22 protein-coding genes are annotated in these 22,257 nt (G+C 68.6%); 14 read left to right on the forward strand and 8 right to left on the reverse strand.

The window, feature by feature from the left end; translation table 11 throughout:
• The first annotated feature begins 25 nt into the window (after window positions 1–25).
• The 8 genes from mltG (at window position 26) to AC3WRI_RS11920 (ending at window position 5,741) form a co-directional block, all read left to right on the forward strand.
• Entirely contained in the window at window positions 26–1,021 is a 996-nt protein-coding gene (gene mltG, locus AC3WRI_RS11885; protein ID WP_011615154.1) for an endolytic transglycosylase MltG, read from the forward strand.
• A gap of 7 nt (window positions 1,022–1,028) precedes the next feature.
• Entirely contained in the window at window positions 1,029–1,640 is a 612-nt protein-coding gene (gene tmk / locus AC3WRI_RS11890) for a dTMP kinase (protein ID WP_010810003.1), read from the forward strand.
• 117 nt (window positions 1,641–1,757) lie between these two features.
• On the forward strand, window positions 1,758–2,765 hold the full coding sequence (locus AC3WRI_RS11895; protein WP_492293354.1) for a DNA polymerase III subunit delta': 1,008 nt from the start codon (window positions 1,758–1,760) through the stop codon (window positions 2,763–2,765).
• A gap of 61 nt (window positions 2,766–2,826) precedes the next feature.
• A complete protein-coding gene (locus AC3WRI_RS11900) occupies window positions 2,827–3,219 on the forward strand; it encodes a PilZ domain-containing protein (protein WP_010810001.1) in 393 nt (130 codons plus the stop codon).
• Window positions 3,220–3,256: 37 nt separating this feature from the next.
• Window positions 3,257–3,757 carry a GNAT family N-acetyltransferase gene (locus tag AC3WRI_RS11905; RefSeq protein ID WP_011615155.1) on the forward strand — a complete coding sequence of 167 codons (501 nt, stop codon included), beginning with the start codon at window positions 3,257–3,259 and terminating at the stop codon, window positions 3,755–3,757.
• Between the two features lie 24 nt (window positions 3,758–3,781).
• Entirely contained in the window at window positions 3,782–4,576 is a 795-nt protein-coding gene (locus AC3WRI_RS11910; RefSeq protein WP_011615156.1) for a TatD family hydrolase, read from the forward strand.
• Window positions 4,569–5,336: an ankyrin repeat domain-containing protein gene (locus tag AC3WRI_RS11915; RefSeq protein WP_492293355.1), complete on the forward strand. Its 768-nt coding sequence runs from the start codon at window positions 4,569–4,571 to the stop codon at window positions 5,334–5,336. The genes AC3WRI_RS11910 and AC3WRI_RS11915 overlap by 8 nt, the downstream gene beginning before the upstream one ends.
• A gap of 15 nt (window positions 5,337–5,351) precedes the next feature.
• Complete coding sequence (locus tag AC3WRI_RS11920) at window positions 5,352–5,741, forward strand: YkvA family protein (protein WP_041687712.1); 390 nt, start codon at window positions 5,352–5,354, stop codon at window positions 5,739–5,741.
• Here AC3WRI_RS11920 and egtB read toward each other — a convergent pair.
• Window positions 5,738–7,027: an ergothioneine biosynthesis protein EgtB gene (egtB, locus tag AC3WRI_RS11925; RefSeq protein ID WP_010809996.1), complete on the reverse strand. Its 1,290-nt coding sequence runs from the start codon at window positions 7,025–7,027 to the stop codon at window positions 5,738–5,740. The two genes, AC3WRI_RS11920 and egtB, sit on opposite strands and share 4 nt — an antisense overlap.
• Before the next feature lie 181 nt (window positions 7,028–7,208).
• Window positions 7,209–7,829: an FMN-dependent NADH-azoreductase gene (locus tag AC3WRI_RS11930; protein WP_010809995.1), complete on the reverse strand. Its 621-nt coding sequence runs from the start codon at window positions 7,827–7,829 to the stop codon at window positions 7,209–7,211.
• A gap of 140 nt (window positions 7,830–7,969) precedes the next feature.
• Here AC3WRI_RS11930 and AC3WRI_RS11935 point away from each other — a divergent pair, with 140 nt between their 5' ends.
• The 3 genes from AC3WRI_RS11935 to AC3WRI_RS11945 all read left to right on the forward strand — a co-directional run bounded on the left by AC3WRI_RS11935 (window position 7,970) and on the right by AC3WRI_RS11945 (window position 10,365).
• Window positions 7,970–8,917: a LysR family transcriptional regulator gene (locus AC3WRI_RS11935; protein WP_492293356.1), complete on the forward strand. Its 948-nt coding sequence runs from the start codon at window positions 7,970–7,972 to the stop codon at window positions 8,915–8,917.
• A 197-nt stretch (window positions 8,918–9,114) separates the two neighbouring features.
• Window positions 9,115–9,534: a DoxX family protein gene (locus AC3WRI_RS11940; protein ID WP_010809993.1), complete on the forward strand. Its 420-nt coding sequence runs from the start codon at window positions 9,115–9,117 to the stop codon at window positions 9,532–9,534.
• Between the two features lie 264 nt (window positions 9,535–9,798).
• Complete coding sequence (locus AC3WRI_RS11945; RefSeq protein WP_011615159.1) at window positions 9,799–10,365, forward strand: DUF4136 domain-containing protein; 567 nt, start codon at window positions 9,799–9,801, stop codon at window positions 10,363–10,365.
• 7 nt (window positions 10,366–10,372) lie between these two features.
• On the opposite strand, the gene AC3WRI_RS11950 is transcribed toward AC3WRI_RS11945, so the two are convergent.
• A complete protein-coding gene (locus tag AC3WRI_RS11950; protein ID WP_492293357.1) occupies window positions 10,373–11,599 on the reverse strand; it encodes an EAL domain-containing response regulator in 1,227 nt (408 codons plus the stop codon).
• A 253-nt stretch (window positions 11,600–11,852) separates the two neighbouring features.
• Here AC3WRI_RS11950 and AC3WRI_RS11955 point away from each other — a divergent pair, with 253 nt between their 5' ends.
• Both AC3WRI_RS11955 and AC3WRI_RS11960 read left to right on the forward strand, forming a co-directional pair.
• The gene (locus AC3WRI_RS11955; protein WP_492293360.1) at window positions 11,853–15,077 is read left to right on the forward strand and encodes a DNA translocase FtsK 4TM domain-containing protein; all 3,225 of its coding nucleotides are present in this window, start codon (window positions 11,853–11,855) and stop codon (window positions 15,075–15,077) included.
• Window positions 15,078–15,116: 39 nt separating this feature from the next.
• On the forward strand, window positions 15,117–15,452 hold the full coding sequence (locus tag AC3WRI_RS11960) for a cupin domain-containing protein (RefSeq protein ID WP_010811545.1): 336 nt from the start codon (window positions 15,117–15,119) through the stop codon (window positions 15,450–15,452).
• A gap of 34 nt (window positions 15,453–15,486) precedes the next feature.
• Here the strand turns inward: AC3WRI_RS11960 and AC3WRI_RS11965 are convergent, their stop codons facing one another.
• Genes AC3WRI_RS11965 through AC3WRI_RS11980 form a run of 4 tightly spaced genes read right to left on the reverse strand, consistent with a single transcriptional unit; the run spans window position 15,487 to window position 19,126 of the window.
• The gene (locus tag AC3WRI_RS11965) at window positions 15,487–16,083 is read right to left on the reverse strand and encodes a peroxidase-related enzyme (RefSeq protein ID WP_010811546.1); all 597 of its coding nucleotides are present in this window, start codon (window positions 16,081–16,083) and stop codon (window positions 15,487–15,489) included.
• The gene (locus AC3WRI_RS11970; RefSeq protein WP_010811547.1) at window positions 16,080–16,616 is read right to left on the reverse strand and encodes a CMD domain protein; all 537 of its coding nucleotides are present in this window, start codon (window positions 16,614–16,616) and stop codon (window positions 16,080–16,082) included. Before AC3WRI_RS11970 ends, AC3WRI_RS11965 begins: the two co-directional genes overlap by 4 nt.
• Window positions 16,617–16,647: 31 nt before the next feature.
• Window positions 16,648–18,123, reverse strand: coding sequence for an FAD-dependent oxidoreductase (locus tag AC3WRI_RS11975; protein WP_492293358.1), 1,476 nt, complete (start codon window positions 18,121–18,123; stop codon window positions 16,648–16,650).
• Entirely contained in the window at window positions 18,116–19,126 is a 1,011-nt protein-coding gene (locus tag AC3WRI_RS11980; RefSeq protein WP_011615164.1) for a LysR family transcriptional regulator, read from the reverse strand. The genes AC3WRI_RS11975 and AC3WRI_RS11980 overlap by 8 nt, the downstream gene beginning before the upstream one ends.
• Before the next feature lie 220 nt (window positions 19,127–19,346).
• On the opposite strand from AC3WRI_RS11980, the gene AC3WRI_RS11985 reads away from it, so the two are divergent.
• Entirely contained in the window at window positions 19,347–20,828 is a 1,482-nt protein-coding gene (locus AC3WRI_RS11985) for a glycine betaine ABC transporter substrate-binding protein (RefSeq protein WP_492293359.1), read from the forward strand.
• Here AC3WRI_RS11985 and AC3WRI_RS11990 read toward each other — a convergent pair.
• Window positions 20,825–22,243 carry an aminotransferase-like domain-containing protein gene (locus AC3WRI_RS11990; protein WP_010811551.1) on the reverse strand — a complete coding sequence of 473 codons (1,419 nt, stop codon included), beginning with the start codon at window positions 22,241–22,243 and terminating at the stop codon, window positions 20,825–20,827. The two genes, AC3WRI_RS11985 and AC3WRI_RS11990, sit on opposite strands and share 4 nt — an antisense overlap.
• Between the last annotated feature and the right edge of the window lie 14 nt (window positions 22,244–22,257).

The raw sequence follows: 22,257 nt of genomic DNA on the forward strand, positions 1-22,257 counted from the left end.
GGTCAGCCGCCCCTATCCCTGATACATGAAACGATTTTTCCTTAGTCTTGGCCTGGCCATCCTGGTGTTCGCGCTGGCGGCCGCGGGCGCGTTCGCGTGGTGGGCCAATCACCCGCTGCCCCTCAGCAAGTCACCCGTGGAAGTGGTGATCAAGCCCAATTCCGGCGTCGCCAGCGTCGGCCGCCAGATCCAGCGCGGCGGCGTCGGCATGGACCCGCGGCTGTTCATGCTGCTGGTGCGCCTGACCGGCCACGGGCCTGACCTGAAGGCCGGCGGCTATGAATTCGCGACCGGCGCCACGCCGCTGTCGATCATCGGCAAGCTGGCGCGCGGCGAGGTCACGCACTATGTGGTCACGGTGATCGAGGGCTGGGAATTCCGCAAGATGCGCGCCGCCGTGGACGCCAGCCCGGCGCTGCGGCACGACACCCGGGACATGTCCGATGCGGAGCTGATGAAGGCAATCGGCGCGGCCGAGACCTCGCCCGAAGGCATGTTCTTCCCGGACACCTACCTGTTCGCGCGCGGCAGCAGCGATATCGACCTGTACAAGCACGCCTACCGTGCCATGCAGCGGCGCCTGAACGAGGCCTGGAACGCACGCTCGCCCGACCTGCCGTACAAGACCCCGTACGAGGCCCTGGTGATGGCATCGATCGTCGAGAAAGAAACCGGCCAGGCCGCCGAACGCCCGATGATCGCCGCCGTGTTCATCAACCGGCTGCGCAAGAACATGATGCTGCAGACCGACCCGACCGTGATCTACGGCCTGGGCGATGGCTTCGACGGCGACCTGCGCAAACGCGACCTGCAGGCCGACAACCCGTACAATACCTACACCCGTACCGGCCTGCCGCCCACGCCGATTGCGCTGCCGGGGCTGGCCTCGCTGGCGGCGGCCACCACGCCGGCGCCATCCGACGCACTGTACTTCGTCGCCCGCGGCGACGGCAGCAGCCATTTCTCCAACTCGCTTCCCGAACACAACCGCGCGGTCGACAAGTACCAGCGCGGCAAATAGGCATTCCATGCGCGGAAAATTCATCACGTTTGAAGGCATTGACGGCGCCGGCAAGAGCACCCATATCGACTGGGTCGCCGACCGCCTGCGCGCACGCAGCGACATTGCCGGCGTCGTCACCACCCGCGAGCCCGGCGGCACCTCGCTGGGCGAAGACCTGCGCCAGATCCTGCTGCATCGCAAGATGCACCTGGAAACCGAGGCGCTGCTGATGTTCGCGGCCCGGCGCGAACATATCGCCGAGGTCATCGCACCCGCGCTGGAGCGCGGCAAGTGGGTGATTTCCGACCGCTTCACCGACGCCACCTTCGCCTACCAGGGCGGGGGCAGGGGCCTGGCCACCGAGCGCCTGGAAGTGCTGGAAGACTGGGTGCAGGGCGGCCTGCAGCCGGATCTGACGCTGCTGTTCGACGTGCCGCTGGAAACCGCCAGCGAGCGCCTGGCCGGCGCACGCGCGCCTGACAGGTTCGAATCCGAATCGCGCGCGTTCTTCCAGCGCACCCGCGATGAATACCTGCGCCGCGCGGCCCAGTCGCCGCAGCGCTTCCGGGTGATCGACGCCACGCGCAGCATTGCCGACATTCGCGATGAACTTGAAAAAATCATCGCAACTATCTGATTTTTGGCCGATATATGGCTGACGTGATAGGTGTGAATGCCGCGCCATTGCGCAATTCGCAATCGCACGGCTATCACAGGTAAAACTTGAAGTTAGATCGCTAACCCACTGATTCACATGCTATATCCCTGGCAGAAGGAAGACTGGCAACGGCTTGGCGCGCTGCGTGAACGGCTGCCGCATGCCTTGCTGATCCATGGCCAGCAAGGCATCGGCAAGCGCGACCTGGCCCTGCATTTCGCGCAGGGGCTGTTGTGCGAGGCGCCGCTGCCGGACGGCCAGCCCTGCGGCCAGTGCGCCGCCTGCCACTGGTTCAGCCAGGGCAACCACCCGGACTTCACCGTGGTGCGGCCCGAGGCGCTGGACGCCGCGGCCGAGGCCGAGACCGACGAGGGCGGCAAGAAGAAGGCGCCCAGCAAGATCATCCGCATGGAGCAGGTGCGCGCGCTGATCGAGGCCGTGGGCGTGGGCACGCACCGGGCCGGGCTGCGCGTGGTGGTGGTCTATCCGCTCGATGCGCTGCAGACCGAGGGCGCCAACGCACTGCTGAAGACGCTGGAAGAGCCGCCGCCGTCCACCGTATTCCTGCTGGTGACCGACCGCCTCGACCGCATCCTGCCGACTATCCTGTCGCGCTGCCGCCAGTTCTCGGCCCAGCGCCCGACGCCGGAGGCCGCGCTGGCCTGGCTGCGCGGCCAGGGCGTGGCCGATGCCGAGGCCCAGCTGGCGCTGGCCGGCGGCTCGCCGCTGACCGCGCTGCATGCGGCCGAGGCCGAGGAGCAGCCGCTGCAGCGCTGGCTGGTCGGCCAGCTCGGCGCCGCCGCCGCCTTCGACGCTTCCGCGGCGGCCGAGCAACTGCAGAAGCTGCCGGTGCCTGCCGTGCTTGGCATCCTGCAGCGCTGGACGTACGATCTGCTGACGCTGCGCCTGGACGGCAGCGCCACGCCGCGGTACCTGCCCAAGGAACGGGCGGTGCTGGCGCGCTGCGCCGGGGCCACCGACGCGCACCGCCTGCAGGCCTTTGCCATCCGGTTGACTGCGCATCGCCGCAGCGAGAACCATCCGCTGGCGGCCCGGCTGGTGATGGAAGCGGTATTCCTGGAATACCGCCAGCTGTTCCGGTAATACGCCTGGCAGTCAAAATAAGCCATAACAACAAGCAGCACCGTCATTCAGGGGGTCAACCATGAACACAGCAGTCGCCGGCGCACCGCCCGCTGCGCCAACCGGCAGCGGGGCGGCATCGCGCCCCAATGTGCTGTCCTTGTCGATCAAGGACCAGGCCGGGCTGTATGCGGCCTACATGCCGTTCCTGGCGCGCGGCGGCATCTTCGTGCCGTCGAACCGGCCGTTCCGACTGGGCGAGCAGGTGTTCCTGGTGCTGTCGCTGCTGGACCGGCCGCAGAAATACCAGATCGCGGGCCATGTGGCCTGGATCACCCCGGCGGGCACGCCGATGAAGACCCCCGGCGTCGGCGTGCATTTCCCCGACGACGACAACGGGCGCAACCTGCGCCGCGCGGTGGAGGAGATCCTGGGCAAGATGCTGGAGTCCGGGCGCCCCACGCAAACTTTATGAACGTTGTGAGGTTGTTCTCACAATATTTTGATTTTCAATGAATTTTTCACTTCGCATTGCCGAGCCCCGCGACCTGCCGGGCATCGTCGCCATCTATAACAGCACCGTGCCCTCGCGCATGGTCACCGCCGATACCGAACCGGTCACCGTGGCCTCGCGCCAGGCCTGGTTCGATTCCCACCAGCCTGAACGCCGCCCGCTGTGGGTGTGCGAGGATGCCGACGGCCGCATGGCCGGCTGGATGAGCTTTTCAGACTTCTACGGCCGCCCGGCCTACGGCGCCACCGCCGAGGTGTCGATCTACCTGGACGCGCAGCGCCGCGGCCAGGGGCTGGGCCGCTACCTGCTGCAACAGGCCATCGACCATGCGCCCAGGGTCGGGGTGAACACGCTGCTCGGCTTTATCTTCGGCCACAATGCGCCCAGCCTGGGCCTGTTCGCGTCGCTGGGCTTTACGCGCTGGGGCGACCTGCCGCGCGTTGCCGTGCTCGACGGTGTCGAGCGCGACCTGATCATCGTCGGCCGCCGCGTGGACTGAGCCACCCGCCAACAGAGATTCCCCATGTTTGTCGATTCCCACTGCCATATCGATTTCCCCGAGTTGGCCGCGCGCCTGCCGGAACTGCTGGAGAACATGCGCGCCAACCAGGTCACGCATGCGCTGTGCATCTCGGTCACGCTGGAAGACTTCCCGCGCGTGCTGGCGCTGGCCGAGCAGCATCCCAACCTGTACGCCTCGGTCGGCGTGCACCCGGACTACGAAGGGGGCGAGGAACCCACGCTGGAGCGCCTGGTGGAGCTGTCCGCCCACCCGCGCGTGGTCGGCACCGGCGAGACCGGGCTGGACTACTACCGCCTGAACGGCCGCAGCATCGCCGACATGGAATGGCAGCGCGAGCGCTTCCGCACCCATATCCGCGCCGCGCGCCAGACCGGCAAGCCGCTGATCATCCATACCCGCTCGTCCGCCGACGACACGCTGCGCCTGATGCGCGAAGAGAACGCGCGCGAGGCCGGCGGCGTGATGCACTGCTTCACCGAGACCTGGGACGTCGCCCGCCAGGCGCTGGATGAGGGTTTCCATATCTCGTTCTCGGGCATCGTCACCTTCAAGAGCGCGGCCGACCTGCAGGAAACCGCGCGCAAGGTGCCGCTGGAGCGCATGCTGATCGAGACCGATTCGCCCTACCTGGCGCCGGTGCCATACCGCGGCAAGACCAACGAACCTGCCTGGGTGCGCCATGTGGGCGAGTTCATCGCGCAGCTGCGCGGGATCCCTGTGGAACAGGTCGCGGAACAGACGACGGAAAATTTCTTCAAGCTATTCAAGCATATTGACAGGGAATCGCATGTTTGACATGAAGTTTGCCCGACGCGCTGCCGGCGTCCTTGCGCTGGCCGCCGCCACGCTGGCGCAGGCCGCGCCTGCCGACGACATGCGCAAGGCCGTCGAATTCGACGACGCCAACACCGTCAAGAAGCTGCTGGCCAAGGGCGTCGATCCCAATCTGGTGGACAGCCGCGGCAACCCGGCGCTGGTGCTGGCGCTGCGCGAGAAGTCGCTGAAGGCGGCCACGGTGCTGATCCGCGCCAAGGACATCGATTTCGACAAGGCCAACCCGGCCGGCGAGACCCCGCTGATGATGGCCGCGCTGCAGGGTGAGCTGGACATGGTCAAGCTGATGGTCGACGAGATGGAGGCCGAGATCAACAAGACCGGCTGGACCCCGCTGCACTATGCGGCCACCAATGGCCACAACGACGTAGTCAAGTACCTGGTCGACCATGCCGCCTATATCGACGCTGAAAGCCCCAACGGCACCACGCCGCTGATGATGGCCGCGCGCGGCGGCCATATCGAGACCGTCAAGCTGCTGCTGGACGAGGGCGCCGACATGCGCCTGAAGAACCAGCAGGGCATGACCGTGATCGACTTTGCCGAGCGCTACAACCAGGCAGAGATCGCCAAGGGCCTGAAGGCGCGCTGGCAGAAGCTGTACCCGCAGACGCCGATCGCGGCGGCGCCGCCGCTGAAGGCGCCCACCGGCGAGCCGGGCGGGCAGCGGCCTGCGGCCCAGCAACCCGCGGCGCAGCAGCCCAAGACCAAGGGCTGGTAAGCGCTGATGCCGGCGATGGCCGTCGGCGCACGCCTGCGCCAGTGGGCGCGCGGGCTCAAGGCGAGCCTGCTGATGCTGTGGTTCTGCAGCCGCCACCCCGGCACGCCGTGGAGCGCGCGGCTGCTGGCCGCGCTGGTGGTGGCCTATGCCTTCAGCCCGATCGACCTGATCCCCGATTTCATCCCGGTGCTGGGCTATGTCGATGACGTGCTGCTGGTGCCGCTGGGTATCTGGCTGACGCTGCGGATGATTCCGCCGGCGGTCAAGGATGAATGCCGCGGCCGGGCCCAGGCGTGGCAGGCCACGCATGCAAAACGGCCGCGCAATCGCGCGGCCGCCGTGGTCATCGTGCTGGTGTGGGTGTTGCTGGCCTGGCTGGCGTGGCGCTGGCTGGCGCCGGGCTAGACATCGTCCGCCAGCCGCACCCCGGTGAACTGCCAGCGCTGGTGCGGATAGAAGAAGTTGCGGTACGTCGCCCGGATATGCGATTCGGGCGTGACGCAAGACCCGCCGCGCAGCACCATCTGGCCGCTCATGAACTTGCCGTTGTACTCGCCCACCGCACCGCCGTTCGGGCGGAAGCCCGGATACGGCAGGAAGGCGCTGCCGGTCCATTCCCACACATCGCCGAACATCTGGCGCAGCACGCCCGAGGTGTTCTGCCGGTCCGGCAACGGCCGCAGCGCGCGGCCTTCAACAAAATTCCCGGTGGCCGGCAGGCTGCGCGCCGCGTGCTCCCATTCGGCCTCGGTCGGCAGCCGGCGTTCGGCCCAGCGCGCGAATGCCTCGGCCTCATAGAAGCTGACGTGGGTGACGGGGCTGTCCGGGTCGACCGGATGCATCCCGCGCAGCGTCATCTGCCACCACGTGCCTTCGCGTTCTTCCCAGTAGAGCGGGGCCAGGATGCCTTGCTCGCACACCCAGCGCCAGCCGTCGGACAACCACAGCCCCGCCGTCTGGTAGCCGCCATCCTCGATGAATTCAAACCATTGCCGGTTGCTGACCGGGTGCGAGCACAGCGTGAACGGTGCCAGGTAGGCCTTGTGCCGCGGGCTTTCACAGTCAAAGGCAAAGGTCTCGCCGCGGTGGCCGATCTCCACCAGGCCGCCGTCAAAGCCGATCCAGTCCGGCGCGGGCCGAGGGTCGGCGATCACCGGCTCGGGCAGTTCCGGGGCAAAGGCGGGGCGCAGCGGGTTCTGCGCGAACAGATGCAGGATGTCGGCCAGCAGCAGTTCCTGGTGCTGCTGTTCATGCTGCAGGCCAAGCATGATCAGCGCTGCCTCGTCATCGGTCTGGGCGCTGCCCAGCAGCGTCAGCATCGATTCGTCCACGGCCTCGCGGTAGGCCAGCACCTCGTCCAGCGAGGGGCGGGTCAGCAGCCCGCGCTGCGGCCGCGGGTGGCGCGGTCCGACCGCTTCGTAGTACGAGTTGAAGAGGTAGCGGTAGTCCGGGTCCACCAGCTCGTAGTCCGGGATCCGCGCAGCCAGCACGAATTCCTCGAAGAACCATGTGGTGTGCGCCAGGTGCCATTTTGCCGGGCTGGCGTCGTCCATGGACTGCACGGTGGCATCGGCATCGGACAGGTCGGCCACCAGGGTCTCGGTGGCGGTGCGTACGTGGCGATACTGTGAAAGCAGGGCGGGTTCGTGCGGCGGATGGAGGGCGGCGGCTGGCAACAGGGCTGAAGTCATGCGGGCTCCCGGGAGTGGATCGGTCGATGACTGCAGGCGGCACGACAGCCGCGGGCAAATAGCCGGGGCCGGCGCGCCGCCCATGGCACGCGGGGCGCCATAGCGCCCCGATCCATCATAGACCCGATCCGTCCGCGGGGCGAGCCGGCGCCGTCCCGCAGCGCCGGCCGTCCACAGGACTTCAGGCGGCCAGGCGGCTGGCGTCGTTCAGCGCCGCGATTTCGGTGCGGGCGCTGGCCAGGCCGGCTTCGCGGAACTGCGGACCCATGGCCAGGCCGTGGGCACGCACGTAGGTGATGTCGGTGATGCCCAGGAAGCGGAACACGATGTCGACGGTCTTTTCGTGCAGGTCCAGTTCATTGGCATCCTGGCGCACGCCGCCGCGCGACGACACCACGATCACGCGCTTGCCGCCGGCCAGGCCCACCGGGCCGTTCTCGGTGTACTTGAAGGTGCGGCCAGCCTGCGCGATGCGGTCGATCCAGGCCTTGAGCTGGCTGGGGATGCTGAAGTTGTACTGAGGCACGCCCACCACCAGCACGTCGGCGGCCAGGAATTCGGCCAGCCATTGCTCGGTGCGCTGCAGCTCGGCTTCCTGGATGGCGCTCAGGCCTTCCTTCGGGCCGCCCAGCACGGGCAGCAGGTTGCCGGACAGGTGTGCCGGAGCGTCCTGGTCCAGATCGCGCACGGTGACCTTGGCGTCCGGGGTGGCGGCGACCAGGTCGGCCACCACGCTGGCGGTCAGGCTGCGCGAAACGGAGTTGTCGCCAAGTACGCTGGAATCGATCTGCAGGATGTTCATGTCTATCTCCACAAGGTGTGCGGTTGCGATGGATGAAAGATAGCGGCTGGCCATTGGTATCGGTAGTGAGGCAAAATGCAAATGATTGTTCTGCCGGCGCAACGCCAGCCTGGCGGCCGCACGTGATCCCGGAGCCATCCATGCAAGACCTCAACGACTTGTCCCTGTTTGCCCAGGTGGTCGAACACGGCAGTTTTTCCGCGGCCAGCCGCGCCTCAGGCGTGCCCAAGTCGCGCCTGAGCCGGCGCATCGCCCAGCTGGAACGCGACCTGGGCGTGCAGCTGCTGCGCCGCACGACACGGCAGGTGCGCGTTACGCCGCTTGGTGAATCCTTCTACGAACGCTGCCGCGCCATGCTCAATGAGGCCAAGGCGGCCCGCGAGGTCATCGAGCAGGCGCGCGAGCAGCCTGGCGGCACGCTGCGCGTGAGCTGCCCGATCGCCATCGCCCAGATCCTGCTGGCGCCGGCCATCGGCCATTTCATGCGCGCCAACCCGGCCGTGCGGATCGAGCTGGAGACCACCAACCGGCGCGTGGACGTGATCGGCGAAGGCTTCGACCTGGCCCTGCGCGTGCGCGAGTCCATGGAGGACTCCAGCCTGGCCGTGCGCACCTTCGGTGAAAGCCAGCTGATGCTGGTGGCCAGCCCCGCGCTGCTGGACAGCATCGGCCGCCCGCGCACACCGCAGGCGCTGGACGGCATGCCCGGCGTGGGCCAGCCGCCGCACGACGGCAAGCATGTCTGGACCCTGCGCTGCAAGACCAACGACTCGATCCAGATTGCCTATGAACCGCACCTGGTCACCGAAGACTTCGTGCTGCTGCGCGAGGCGGCGATCGCCGGCGCGGGCGTGGCCATGCTGCCGCGGATGTATTGCCGCGATGCGCTGGAAAGCGGCGAGCTGGAACTGGTGTTGCCGCAGTACGACATGCCGGTCGGCACGCTGCACGCGGTGTTCCCCTCCCGCAAGGGCGTGACGCCTGCCACCCGGCGCTTTCTCGACTTCCTGGGCGAGGTCCTGCCCGAATGCGCATACAAGGTCGGCATGCTTGAGCCGCGGCAGCCAGCGATGCACCGGGTGGTGTAGCGCAGGCCTTCCGGATACGGCATGGCGGGATTGGCGAGGTGGTGTGCCGGTCGCATCCCGGCCACCAGGCAGTCTCGTATTTGCGGCTTTACCTTCACGCCGCCTCGCACTAAGGTACAGGGGCGAGCCTTGCGCGTGAGGGTAAAGGCGCTTGGCTTCGACAACCAACTCGACAGACAACGGCAAGGAGAACGGCCATGGGTGGCTCTCAGGGTTCCCAGGACTTGGGCAAGGCGCTGCTGCGCATCGTGCTTGGCGTGTTGATCCTGATGCACGGCATCGCCAAGCTGACCGGTGCGTCCGGCATGGGCTTTGTGGGGAAGGTGGTCGCCGACGCCGGCTTGCCGGCATGGCTGGCCTACGGCGTCTACATTGGGGAAGTCGTGGCCCCGATCCTGCTGATCATCGGGCTGTGGAGCCGGCTGGCGGCGCTGATCGTTGCCATCAACATGGTATTTGCGGTGGCGCTGGTGCATACCAAGCAGCTCGGCATGCTGTCCGATACCGGCGGCTGGGCGCTTGAGTTGCAGGGGATGTTCCTGGCCGCGGCGCTGGCGGTGGCCCTGCTGGGGGCGGGCCGGTTCAGCGTGGGCGGCATCAATGGCAAGCTGAACTAGTGCCCTGTTCCGCAAATACCTTGCCATGAAATCGCCCAGTTGGCCGCCATGCGTCGTTGCTCGTCGTTGCCATAGCTACGGCTATGGCGCCTCCTCGCGTTTAGCCTGACGATCAACTGGACGATTTCATTTTGGCAAGCCATCTGCGGAACAGGACACTAGCCCATCGGGTCAGATGGCGTACGGTGCGCCGGCGTTCCGGCGCCGGTGGCGCTTGCGCGTGGCTGCATGTGCGCGCTGCCGCGGACATCATGGAGATGTATCGTGAAACCCTTCCGGCAGCTCTTTCCCGTCGTGGCCGCGGCGCTGGTCCTGTCAGGCTGCGCCAGCGTGCCCGACATCAAGACTGACTACAATCGCAGCACTGACTTCAGTGCCTACCGCAGCTTTGGCTTCGTCGAGCATCTCGGCACCGACCGCCAGGGCTATGAAAGCCTGACCACCCAGTACTTCAAGTCTGCCGTGCAGCGGGAACTGACCGCGCGCGGCTACCGCTATGCGGCGCAGTCGCCGGACTTGCTGGTCAACTTCAATGCCCGGCTGCAGGAGAAGGTCCAGGTCAGCCCGGCGCCGACGCCGATGATGGGGTATTACGGTTATCGCGGCGGGCTGTATGCGCCGTGGCCGGGCTACGGCTTCTATAACGACGTCTATACCTACACCGAAGGCACGGTCAACATCGACCTGGTCGACCGGCGCCAGATGAAGCTGGTCTGGGAAGGCGTGGCGGTGGGCAGCGTGGACACCAGCGACAAGACCAGCGCCCAGCAGCGCATCGACAAGACCGTGGCGCAGATCTTTGCCAAGTATCCGTTCCGGGCCGCGCAGTAGGGCCAGCTCACGCCGCCGGCGTGACTGCCGCCCGGTCGATGGCATCCGCGACGAAGACCTCGGCCGGCTTGGGCGCGGACCACAGGTAGCCCTGGCCCAGCGGGCAGCGCAGCGCCAGCAGCGCTGCGCGCTGGGCGTCGGTCTCGACGCCTTCGGCCACGCACTCCAGGCCCAGCTCGCGCGCCAGGTTGATCATGTTGCGGCAGATCGCGGCACGCTGGCCATGCCCGTCGACCTCGACAACGAACGAGCGGTCGAGCTTCAACTGCGTGAAAGGCAGGTCCGCCAGCAGCCTGAGCGTGGCGATGCCAACGCCGAAATCGTCGATCGCCACGCCGTAGCCGAGCAGCCGCAAGCGGTTCAGCGCGACCGACAGCGCCAGCGTATCGGGCACCGGATAGCCCTCGGTCAATTCCACCGTCAGCGCGTGCCGCGGCACGCCGCTGGCGGTCACCAGGGCATCGAACGTCTCCAGCACACCGGGCCGGCACAGGGTTTGCGCCGAGGCATTGATGCCCAGCGTGATGTGGATGCCCGCCGCGCGCAGCCGCTGCTGCGCTGCCAGGCACTGGCGGGCCACGAAGAAGAACACCGGGTCGGCCGCGTCGAGCGCTTCGAGCCGTGGGATAAAGAGGTCGGGCTGCACCAGACCGTGTTCGGGATGGCGCCAGCGCACCAGTGCCTCGGCACCGGCCAGCCGGCCGCTGGCAATCTCGTGCTGGGGCTGCAGCATGACCAGCAGGTCCGTGCCCGAGCGGGTGGCGGGGACCAGTTCTGCGTCGTCGGGCGACCACGCCGGCGCGGTGGATTCGCTAACAGGCTGGCGCACCAGCGCATCGGCCAGGATCTCTTCCACCGCATCGCGCGACAGCGGCTTGCGCAGCGCGTGCACGCGCGGGATGCCGGCGGCGTGCGCCAGGCCGCGGTTTGAATCCAGGATGTCCTCCGCCAGCGCCGTCACCCAGACCCATACCGGCGCCGTCCCGGCAAAGGCATGCTGCCCGCGCCGGTGCAGTTCGGCAATCAGCTCGGGGCCGTTGCCGCCAGGCATTTCGATGTCGCAGAACACGATGTCGAACGGTTCGCGTGCAAGGATCTCGGCCGCCTGCGTGCCGTTTTCAGCTGAAACCAGGGTCTGCACGCCCAGATACCGCAGCAGCCCCTCGGCCGCGACGCGCTGGAACGGATGGTCTTCGACGACAAGAATGCGCAGCCTGGCGTAGCGGATCGGCATGGGGGAGGGGAAGGCGGCGGGCCGCCGGAGTGCAATTCGATTGGGGGTTGCCGCATGGTAGCGCGGCGCCGCTGCGCCAACCACCGGATGGCGCAAAGTCTGGCGCCGCTGGCATGCGGAATCGCACAGGGGATCGTTGCGCAATCGCCCCGGAAACGCGCTGCGTTACGAATATTTGCGCTTTCCGATTCAATCGCCGCCTGCCATAACCGCTACAATCGCTGCCCGTAGTTTTGAACATGGCATGTCGATAATGGGTTTTGGCTGGTTCGGATTTTCGACTTTCTGGATAGTGCCGCTGGTCTGGCGGCTGGTGACGCGCTGGCTCGCCGGCGAGCGCCGGCTGGCAGGGCCCGGCTCATTGCGCGTCTGGCTCGGCACGCTCGCCGTGCTGTGCGCGAGCGCCTGCCTCGAAGCGCTGACCAGCGGCACCGATCCGGAATCGAGCGCTGGCGGTTCGGCCGGCCGCGCGCTGGCCGGCATGATGGGCAACCTGTTCGGCTGGACCGGTGCCTTGCTGTTGATGCTGGGCGTGCTGGCGCTGGCCGCGCCGATGGTGTTCGGTGAAACCTGGCGCAGCCTGTTCTCGCGCAAGCCGCGCCGCGCCGCCGCGCCTGACGCGGCGCCGGAAGAGCCGCCGGTTTCCTTTGCTGCCACCCAGCCGATGCGCGACGCAGAGCGCCGCGATGCGCCGGCGGCAGGCACCCCCGGCTGGACCGCGCCCGCCACGCGCCATCGCAGCTTTGAGGCAGTCTCGGCGCGCCGCCAGCCCGCCTGGCAACCGCCGCGCCGCACGCGTGAATCCCCGCCGCAGCCGGGCGAGATCTGGCTGCACCACGCCGAGTCGCCGGGCGCGGTCAAGCCGGCGCGCGCCGCGCCGCCCGCACCCGTGGCGGCGGCACCGGCGCCGCGTCCGGCCCAGCCGGCGGCGCGCAGGCCGGCCCCGACGGCAGCCCCTTCACCGGCTCCGGCGCCGCGGCCGGCGCAGTCCCTGCGCGGCACGGTCGTCAGCAGCCCGTTCCGCCAGCCGCAGCCGCTGGTGCGTTCGGCGATTACGACGCTGCCCGAGGCTTCCGGCAAGAGCATCGCCGCGGCCGCTGCTTCAGTCACCGTAGCTGCCGCCGTATCCGCGCCGGCCGAAGCCGCCGCCGCGCCGGCGCCCACTGGCGCCACGCAAGCCGTGGCCGCTCCCGCGCAGCCGGTTACCAGCCCGGAAGCTGAGGTAGTGGCAGTGCCCGAAGCGCCTGCCATGGAACCAGTGTCCGCAGGCACCGATATCGTTGGCGATATTGCGCCGGAAGCCGTGCCGGCCGAAGCCGACGAAGCCACGCTTGCCGCGATCCGGCAGGAAGCCCTTGACCTGCTGGCCGAGTTGCAGGCGCTGGCCGGCAAGCCGGTAGTGCCGCAAGCGGCTGCGCCGCAACCGCAACAACTGGACGCGGCTGTGCCGGATTCGGCGCCGGACATTGCCGGCGACGCAGAACCGCAAGCACTGGCTACCGTCACCCTGCCAGCCGAAGCCGAAGCCGAAGCCGAAGCCGAAGCCGAAGCGAGGAGCGGAGATCACGTCGTTGTCATTGGGGAACCCGAAGCGCTGGCAGCAGCCGGGCCCGCACTGGATATCACCGGCGCCGAGGCAGTAGCCCAGGCCGTGGCAAGCTCCGCGATGGAAGAGGGCAGCGCTCTCGATGCCAGCACCCCGGCACCCGCGGAGGACAGCGAACCGGACGGATTGATGGACGGCAACGGCCTGATCGCCGAGGAGGCGGAACCCGATGCGGCCGAGCCTGCCGAGGCAGCAGCACTGCCTGAAGCGACCGAGGCCCCGGAAGTCCCTGAGCCCGCTGAGGCGCCTGCACTGAACCAGGCTCCGGTCCCGGCCGCCAAGCCGCGCATCGTGCTGCCCGCCGTGGTCGGCCGCACCGTGCCGCTGGCTACCGCCCAGCCTGCGCCCGTGCCGGTGCCGGTCGCGCCGCCGCCGCCGCGCCCCATCGTTGACTACCGCCTGCCACCGGCCGACCTGCTGGAGACCGGTGTCGACAGCGCCGAACAGGTGTCGGAAGAACGCCTGCGCGAAACCGGCGAGCTGATCGCCCAGCGGCTGGCCGAGTTCAAGGTGCCAGTCGCCGTGGTCGGCGCCGGCGCCGGCCCGGTGATCACCCGCTTCGAGGTCGAGCCCGCCATGGGCGTGCGCGGCGCCCAGGTGGTCGGACTGATGAAGGACCTGGCGCGCGCGCTGGGCGTGACCTCGATCCGCGTGGTCGAGACCATTCCCGGCAAGACCTGCATGGGGCTGGAGCTGCCCAATGCGCGCCGGCAGATGATCCGGCTGTCGGAGATCGTCAACGCGGCCTCGTTCCAGGCGCACCATTCGCGGCTGGTGCTGGCCATGGGCAAGGACATCACCGGCAATCCGGTGGTGACCGACCTGGCACGCGCGCCGCACCTGCTGGTGGCCGGCACCACCGGCTCGGGCAAGTCGGTGGCGGTCAATGCCATGATCCTGTCGATGCTGTACAAGGCCACGCCCGAAGATGTGCGCCTGATCATGATCGACCCCAAGATGCTGGAACTGTCGGTCTATGAGGGCATCCCCCACCTGCTGGCGCCGGTGGTCACCGACATGAAGCAGGCCGCGCACGCGCTCAACTGGTGCGTCGGCGAGATGGAAAAGCGCTACAAGCTGATGTCGGCTCTGGGCGTGCGCAACCTGGCCGGCTACAACCAGAAGATCCGCGCCGCGGAGGCCGCCGAGCGCAAAGTGCCGAACCCGTTCTCGCTGACGCCGGACGCGCCCGAGCCGCTGTCGCGCCTGCCGATGATCGTGGTGGTGATCGACGAACTGGCCGACCTGATGATGGTCGCCGGCAAGAAGATCGAGGAACTGATCGCGCGCCTGGCGCAGAAGGCGCGCGCCGCCGGCATCCACCTGATCCTGGCCACGCAGCGCCCCTCGGTGGACGTGATCACCGGCCTGATCAAGGCCAATATCCCGACGCGCGTGGCGTTCCAGGTCTCGTCCAAGATCGATTCGCGCACCATCCTTGACCAGATGGGCGCCGAGAGCCTGCTCGGCCAGGGCGACATGCTGTTCCTGCCGCCTGGCACCGGCTATCCGCAGCGCGTGCATGGCGCTTTTGTTGCCGACGACGAAGTGCACCGCGTGGTGGAACACTGGAAGCAGTTCGGCGAGCCGGACTACGATGAAACCATCCTTGCCGGCGACCCGGCCGAGGCCGGCAGCACCGACCTGTTCGGCGACAGCGGCGGCGACGGCGAGGCCGACCCGCTCTACGACGAAGCCGCCAGCTTTGTGCTGACCAGCCGCCGCGCCTCGATCTCCGCCGTGCAGCGCCAGCTGCGCATCGGCTACAACCGCGCGGCACGCCTGATCGAGCAGATGGAGGTGGCCGGATTGGTGTCGCCGATGGGCCGCAACGGCGCGCGCGACGTACTGGCGCCGGGGCCGGGTAACTGACCGGGGTCGGCATCCACGACTTCCCTTCCAGGAGGCAGCATGCAGCCTGAACACGGAAACCTGCTGGCGGACGTCCCGGCCGGCGCGGCGCAGGAACTTTTCCAGCCGCTGCTGGAACGGCCCGGGCTGCGGATCGAGCGCATCGTCTCCAACGGGCAGGCCAGTCCTGAGGGCTTCTGGTACGACAGCGCAGAGGCGGAATGGGTGCTGCTGGTCAGCGGCAGCGCCGCCATCGAGATCGAAGGCCAGTCCGGCTTGTATCCCATGAAGCCGGGGGATTGGCTGCATCTTCCGGCCCACTGCCGCCACCGGGTGGCGTGGACCGATGCCAGTCAGCCCAGTGTCTGGCTGGCGGTGCATCACAGCGCGGGCTGAGCGCCCGCGCGCATTGTGGCTGGCGCCTGACGGCTTACTCCCCGGATTGCTCCGGAAACACCGGCTCGCCCAGGTTCAGCATCAGCCGGTTCGCCCAGGCAAAGATGGCGATCGAGTGGATCAGGTCCAGGATTTCCGCATCCGTGACGCCCGCTTCCCGCAACGGCTTGAGCTGCTCGGCAGTGACTTCGGCGGGCCGCTCGGTCAGTTCGATCGAGAACTTCGCGATTGCCTGTTCGCGCGCAGTCGTGCCGGCGGTATGGGGATCGTCGAACACCTGGCGGATCACGTCGTTGCGCTTGGCCAGTTGTTCGAAGCGCTGCGCATGCACCGATGCGCAGTAGACGCAGCCATTGATGCGCGACACCACCGTGGTGGAGAGCTCGCGTTCGGCACGCGGCATGCCGCCGGGGGCGTACATGATGGCGTTGAAGGCGGTGGAGCGCTGGCGCAGGATTTCGGGCTGGTGCACCAGGAAGCGGTAGTAATCCTGGACCTTGGCCTTGGGGTGGCTCTCTTCGAGTACGGCGACCTGCTCGGGCGTGGCCTGGTCGAGTTCGACCACGTCCAGCCAGGCCTTCCAGTCGAGGACTTCATTGGTGAAGCCGTGGGATTTGATGATCTCGCTCATGCCTGGGCTCCTGCGGCGTTGTCGTTCAGTGCTTTCAGCGCATCCAAGCCGGCCACCAGCCGGACCTGGTACGACAGGAAGGCGATCAGTTGCGCCAGCGTGACCACTGCCGGGGTGCTCAGGCCGGCGGCGGGCAGGGCCTGCAGCGCGGCCTTGTCGCCCTCAACGGGCTTTTCGATCAGCTTGCGGGTGAACTCCAGCATGGCGTGCAGGCGCGTGTCGGCAATATCCTCCGGCTGGCCTTCGGCCGCGGCGCGGACCTGGCTGACATCTGCGCCGGCCTGCTCAAGGCGCGCGCGATAGTGTGCCGCCAGCGCCGTCGACGGCGTCAGGCGTGCCGCGTACAACGCAACCAGCAGGCGCTCTGCCAGCGACAGGCCAGGCAGGGCGGGGTCGAACAGGGCGTCGTAGCTGCCTTGCGTGGCGGCCACGACCTTGTTGCGCTGGTGGCGCAGCGCGTGCGTCGCGCTACCCGGCGCGAGGCCGGTGAGCTGGTCGATCAGGTCGACCGTGGAAGTCGGGGGCTGGGTCATCGGACTCTCCAGGTTCAGGTCGGGGTGGGATTCAGGCCTTGGCTGCGCGCAGCGCCGGCGGCGGGGCCGGCACCCATTCGTCGCCGAAGACTTCGGGTTCGGCATAGGCCTGCAGCGCGGCGTAGTGCAGCTCAACGTCTTCCCGGTACAGCAGCGCGGCAATGCCCTGGCCGAGCCGGCGTGCGCCGTCGCTGATCGCCGGGATGTCGCCGGACACGGTGCCGTGCGACAGCGCCGCCGGATAGCAGAAGCAGTGGATGCGCGTGACGCCGGGGCAGGCGCCGGGCGTTTTCTCCTGGAATTCGAAGGCTGCGCCGAGATCGGGAGAGTCGGACAGCTCGCGGTCTTCCTGGCCCGCGGGCGGCGCATGGCGGTCGCGCCAGAAGCGGATATGCGGGGCGAAGGCGGCGAACTCCGGCCGTGTTTCCAGCGCGATGCGGAAGCCCGTCGAGAAGATCAGGAAGTCCAGCTCGAACGTGCCCTGCGGTGTCTGCACGTGCAGGACATCGCCTTGCGCCTCGATCGCTTCCAGCGCTGCGCCCAGGTTGAAGTAGGCATTGGCATGGCGCGACACGCGCAGCGTGCTGCCGCGCGGCGGCGGCACCTGCTGGGTGTTGATGTAATGGCGCAGCCGCCATTTCCAGACATCGGGCAGCCCGTAGTGGCCGAAGGTCAGGCCAGGGTTGCCGGCGCCCTTGCTCTTGTTGACGCGCGGAATGTCCGGGCGGCGGATCAGCATTTCGACGCTGGCGGCGCCCGCCTCCAGCGCGGTCGCGGCGCTGTCCATGCCCGAGGCGCCTACGCCGACCACGCCCACGCGCTTGCCGCGCAGCTTGGCGTAGTCCATCTCGTCCGACGAGTGCGCCCACAGGTGGCGCGGCAGCGTGTCCGCGACCGGCGGCACGTAGGCACCGCCCAGGCCGTCACGGCCGGTGGCCAGCACCACGCGGCGCGCCAGCACGGTGTGCGGGCCGTCCGGGGTCTGCATCGACAGCGCCACCAGGCCGTCCGCGCGCGGCACGATGGCATTGACCTGGTGCTGGTTGCGGATATCCAGCGCCAGCACCTGGCGGTACCAGCGCAGGTAGTCCATCCATTGCAGGCGCGGAATCTTGTCCAGCGTTTGCCAGGCGGCCTCGCCGAACTGCGCCTCGAACCAGGCGCGGAAGGTCAGGGCCGGCAGGCCCAGCGCGGGGCCGGTCAGCTGCTTGGGCGAGCGCAGCGTCTCCATGCGCGCGGTGGTGGTCCACGGGCCTTCGAAGCCCGCCGGGGCGCGGTCAAAGGCGCGCACGCGGATGCCCAGGTGCGTCAGCGTGGCGCAGGCTGCGAGTCCCGCCATGCCGCCGCCGATGACGGCGACGTCGAGCACGTCCTGGCCATCGTGGCTGCGCGGCATGGTCCAGGCCTTGGCGGGCAGGTCCAGCCAGGACAGGTCCTGGCGCAGGCGCGCTTCAAGCGCGGCCAGGCCGGCGGCGGGGGTAAGGGCGGGGGCGGATAGGTCAGTCATGGCTTGGAAGTCCGGCATCTTGCGTGAGCGTGTCAGCGTCGTCGCTGGCATCGCCATAGAGCGATTGCAGCAGCGCGCCGTGTTCGGCGGGATCGCGCCGCACCAGGTCGGGCAACAGCGCGGCGGCGGCGTCGGCCACGGCCTGCACCAGCCCCAGCACCGCCGTGCTGGCCGGGCGGGCCTGTGGCGTGATCACGCCGAAGTAGAAAGGGATATCGGCATCGATGGGCCGCACGGCGATATCGGCCAGCGGCAGGCCGCGGGCGGTCACCGGCTCCAGCACGGCGATGCCCAGCCCGGCGCGCACCAGGGTCAGCGCGCTGATCGAGGTGTTGGTGTCGATCACGCCCGCTTCGGGCACGCCGGCGCCAGCCAGGGCCCGGTCGACGCGGCGGCGCAGCCGGTACGGGTTCTGCATGGTCACGATGCGGCGCCCGCGGCAGTCCTGCAGCGCGATCGCAGGCTGTGCGGCCAGTGCGTCGTCGGCACGCACGGCTGCGACGCACGCGGACTGGCCGATCCAGTGCACGGTCACGCCGCGGTGTTCCAGCGGCAGGCTGTTCAGACCGATGTCGGCGGCGCCGGTCAGCACCGCGTGCACCACCTGTTCGGGCGACACACTCTGCACCGCGACGCGTTCCGGCGCGCACAGCCCGCGCTCAAAGGCCAGCGCCAGCGCCGGCGGCAGCAGGCCGGCCGCCAGCGCCGGGGTCGCGGCAATGCGCAGGGGCCGGCCATCGCCGCGCGCCAGCGCCGCGGCGCGGGTGCGGATCTGCTGCATGCCGGCCAGCGTCTGCTCGACTTCGTCATAGAGCAGGAAGCCTTGCTCGGTCGGGCTGACGCGCGGGCCGCTGCGGGTGAACAGGGCAAAGCCCAGCTCGGCCTCCAGCTCCTGGATCAGCCGCGTGATGGCCGGCTGCGAGCGGCCGAGCAGGCGCCCGGCGGCGGTGACGCTGCCGGTGGTGACGACTGCGGCGAAGGCTTCCAGTTGCCGGATTTCCATGGCGGGCTGGGTCTCGGGATTAATGTATGTGTAATCCGGATTCTGATGCCTTCATCATGCAAATGGCAAATACTATTTCGGGATAAGGACATGCGGCAGCTATGATGTAGCGATGCCGGGCGCACACCGGCCCCATATCGGGACAGACGTTTTGGCTTGGATCCGCGGCAGTCGGGAGATCGGGAGAACAGGGCGCGCGCTGTGGCGGGCAGTGGCCTGGGTGCTGGCTGCCGCACTCGCGGGCGCGATGCCGGCGCGCGCGGCAGATCCGCTGCGTATCGGCTCCAAGCGCTTCACCGAGTCTTACATCCTTGGCGAACTGCTGACCCAGGCCGCGGGGCCGCCTGGCGCCGCGCAGCACCAGCCAGGGCTGGGCAATACCGCGATCGTCTTCGAGGCGCTGAAGGCCGGCAGCATCGACCTCTATCCCGACTACACCGGCACGCTCGCCGCCGAAATCCTCAAACTGCACCCGGGGGCCGGCCTCGATGCCATCCAGCGGGCACTGGCGCCGATGGGGCTGGGCGCGGCAATTCCGCTTGGTTTCGAGAACACCTACGCGCTGGCCGTGTCCGATGCCCGCGCCGGCGCGCTGCGCCGGCTGAGCGACCTCGCCGCGCAGCCGCAGTTCAGGCTCGGCCTGTCCCACGAGTTCCTGGGGCGCGCCGACGGCTGGCCGGGGCTGGCCAGCCGCTATGGACTGCCGCAACGCCCGGTCGGGCTGGACCATGGCGTCGCCTACGAGGCTTTGGCCGCGGGGCAGGTCGATGCCATCGACATCTATTCCACCGACGCCAAGATCCGCAAGTACAAGCTGCGCGTGCTGGAAGACGACCGGCACTACTTCCCGCGCTACGACGCAGTAGTGGTCTACCGCCTTGACGTACCGCAGCGCTTCCCGCAGGCCTGGCAGGCATTGGAGCGGCTGGCCGGGCGCGTCAGCGCCGACGACATGATCGCCATGAATGCGGCGGCGGAGATCGATGGCCAGTCATTCGATGCAATCGCGCGCGCGTTCCTGGCCGGCACTGCGGGGCAAAAGGCAACGCATGACGGTGCCGAACCGCGCAGCCGGCTGGCTGCCGCGCTGTTCGGGCCCGACACCACGCGCCTGGCGCTGCGCCATGTCGGCCTGGTGGCGGGGGCGGTCGGCGCGGCAACGCTGGTCGGCGTGCCGCTGGGGATGCTGGCGGCGCGGCGGCGGCGCACCGGACAGGCTGTGCTGGGCGTGGTCAACGTGCTGCAGACGGTGCCGTCGCTGGCGTTGCTGGCGATGCTGATCCCGCTGCTGGGCCGCATCGGCGTCTGGCCGGCCATGGTGGCGCTGTTTCTCTATGCCTTGCTGCCGATCGTGCGCAATACCGCGACCGGGCTGGAGCAGGTGCCGCAGGGCATGCGCGATGCGGGGCGGGCGCTCGGGCTGCGCGGCGGACAGGTGCTGCGCTATGTAGAGCTGCCGCTGGCCTTGCCGGTGCTGCTGGCCGGGGTCAAGACCGCGGCCATCATCAGCGTCGGCACGGCCACAATCGCGGCCTTTGTCGGCGCCGGTGGTTTCGGCGAGCGCATTGCCACCGGGCTGGCGCTCAACGACACAGCGCTGCTGCTGGCCGGCGCAATCCCGGCGGCCGTGCTGGCACTGGTGGTACAGGCAGCGTTCGAGACCCTGGAGTGGGCGCTGCGCCGCCATCGCGATGCGCGCTAGCTGCCTTGCTGCTGCGCGATGAGCCGGCCGAGGGTGGCTACCGCAGCCTCGGCCTCATCGCTCCACAGGTGCCCGTAGTTGAGCCGGATGCAGTTGCGGTAACCCTGCCGCGCCGAGAAGATCGGACCCGGCGCCAGCCCGATGCCTGCCTCCAGTGCGGCATGGTGCAATGCCAATGCATCGAAGCCGGGCGCAAACTCGACCCACAGGAAATACCCGCCCTCCGGCCGGGACACGCGCACATCTTCCGGGAAGTGCTGGCCGATGGCATCGATCATGCGCCCCTGCTGCATCTCCAGCACATGGCGCAGCTTGCGCAGGTGCTTGTCGTAGCCGCCGTGCTGCAGGTATTCGGCCAGCGCCACCTGCGTGGGCACACCGGCAGACAGCGTGGTCATCAGCTTGAGCCGCTGGATGGCTTCGCCAAAGCGGCCCGGCGCCACCCAGCCGATGCGGAAGCCCGGCGCCAGCGTCTTCGAGAACGAACTGCAGTGCATCACCAGGCCTTGCGTATCGAAGGCCTTGGCGGGCAGCGGGCAGCGGTTGCCGAAGTAGAGCTCGCCATAGACATCGTCCTCGATCAGCGGCACCTGGTGGCGCGCCAGCAAGGCCACCAGTGCCTTCTTCTTGTCTTCCGACATGCTGGCGCCGAGCGGATTCTGGAACTGCGTCATGAACCAGCACGCCTTGACCGGGTGCCGTGACAGTGCGGTGTCGAGCGCACCCAGGTCGATGCCTTCGGCGGGGTCGACCGGGATCTCAACGGCCTTGAGCCGCAGCCGCTCCAGTGCCTGCAGCGAGGCATAGAAGCCGGGCGATTCGATTGCCACCACGTCGCCCGGCTGCGTCACCGCCATCAGGCACAGGTTGAGCGCCTCGAGCGCGCCGTTGGTGACGATCAGGTCCTCGGCCGGCTGCGGCGCGCCCGCGCCCAGGTAGCGCAGCGCGATCTGGCGGCGCAGCGCGGTATTGCCCGGCGGCAGGTCGTTGACCGAGTACCACGGGTCGAGCGCGCGGCCGGCGCGCGCCAGCGACTTGCCCAGCCGCTCCCACGGGAACAGCTCGGGCGAGGGAAAGGCCGAGCCGAACTGCACCAGCTCGCGGTCACGCGCGCCTTCCAGCACGGCGAAGACCAGCTTGGAGATGTCGACCTGCGTCGACACCTGGCGCGACGGCCGCGCCTGCGGCTGGGGCAGCTCGCGCCGCGCCGGTCCCGCCACGTAGTAGCCGGAGCGCTCGCGCGCCCGTACCAGCCCGCGCTCTTCCAGCCGGTAATAGGCCTGGAAGGCGGTCGAGGGGCTGACGCCATACTGGGCCACGGTCTTGCGGATCGACGGCAGGCGCGTGCCCGGCGGCAGGCTGCCGTTGCGGATATCGGCGGCCAGGGTCTCGGCAAGGGCTTCGTAGCGTTTCATGGCGGGCGGGGGCT

This window comes from Cupriavidus sp. FW305-27 (assembly GCF_058787995.1).

Coding starts and splice junctions, on each gene's coding strand:
- AC3WRI_RS11920 (WP_041687712.1), top strand. CDS start 5,352: ATGGCCGTCGGCGCACGCCTGCGCCAGTGGGCGCGCGGGCTCAAGGCG.
- AC3WRI_RS11975 (WP_492293358.1), bottom strand. CDS start 18,123: ATGACTGACCTATCCGCCCCCGCCCTTACCCCCGCCGCCGGCCTGGCC.
- AC3WRI_RS11900 (WP_010810001.1), top strand. CDS start 2,827: ATGAACACAGCAGTCGCCGGCGCACCGCCCGCTGCGCCAACCGGCAGC.
- mltG (WP_011615154.1), top strand. CDS start 26: ATGAAACGATTTTTCCTTAGTCTTGGCCTGGCCATCCTGGTGTTCGCG.
- AC3WRI_RS11950 (WP_492293357.1), bottom strand. CDS start 11,599: ATGCCGATCCGCTACGCCAGGCTGCGCATTCTTGTCGTCGAAGACCAT.
- AC3WRI_RS11895 (WP_492293354.1), top strand. CDS start 1,758: ATGCTATATCCCTGGCAGAAGGAAGACTGGCAACGGCTTGGCGCGCTG.
- AC3WRI_RS11965 (WP_010811546.1), bottom strand. CDS start 16,083: ATGAGCGAGATCATCAAATCCCACGGCTTCACCAATGAAGTCCTCGAC.
- AC3WRI_RS11990 (WP_010811551.1), bottom strand. CDS start 22,243: ATGAAACGCTACGAAGCCCTTGCCGAGACCCTGGCCGCCGATATCCGC.
- AC3WRI_RS11940 (WP_010809993.1), top strand. CDS start 9,115: ATGGGTGGCTCTCAGGGTTCCCAGGACTTGGGCAAGGCGCTGCTGCGC.
- AC3WRI_RS11970 (WP_010811547.1), bottom strand. CDS start 16,616: ATGACCCAGCCCCCGACTTCCACGGTCGACCTGATCGACCAGCTCACC.
- tmk (WP_010810003.1), top strand. CDS start 1,029: ATGCGCGGAAAATTCATCACGTTTGAAGGCATTGACGGCGCCGGCAAG.
- egtB (WP_010809996.1), bottom strand. CDS start 7,027: ATGACTTCAGCCCTGTTGCCAGCCGCCGCCCTCCATCCGCCGCACGAA.
- AC3WRI_RS11915 (WP_492293355.1), top strand. CDS start 4,569: ATGTTTGACATGAAGTTTGCCCGACGCGCTGCCGGCGTCCTTGCGCTG.
- AC3WRI_RS11980 (WP_011615164.1), bottom strand. CDS start 19,126: ATGGAAATCCGGCAACTGGAAGCCTTCGCCGCAGTCGTCACCACCGGC.
- AC3WRI_RS11910 (WP_011615156.1), top strand. CDS start 3,782: ATGTTTGTCGATTCCCACTGCCATATCGATTTCCCCGAGTTGGCCGCG.
- AC3WRI_RS11955 (WP_492293360.1), top strand. CDS start 11,853: ATGGGTTTTGGCTGGTTCGGATTTTCGACTTTCTGGATAGTGCCGCTG.
- AC3WRI_RS11960 (WP_010811545.1), top strand. CDS start 15,117: ATGCAGCCTGAACACGGAAACCTGCTGGCGGACGTCCCGGCCGGCGCG.
- AC3WRI_RS11930 (WP_010809995.1), bottom strand. CDS start 7,829: ATGAACATCCTGCAGATCGATTCCAGCGTACTTGGCGACAACTCCGTT.
- AC3WRI_RS11935 (WP_492293356.1), top strand. CDS start 7,970: ATGCAAGACCTCAACGACTTGTCCCTGTTTGCCCAGGTGGTCGAACAC.
- AC3WRI_RS11905 (WP_011615155.1), top strand. CDS start 3,257: ATGAATTTTTCACTTCGCATTGCCGAGCCCCGCGACCTGCCGGGCATC.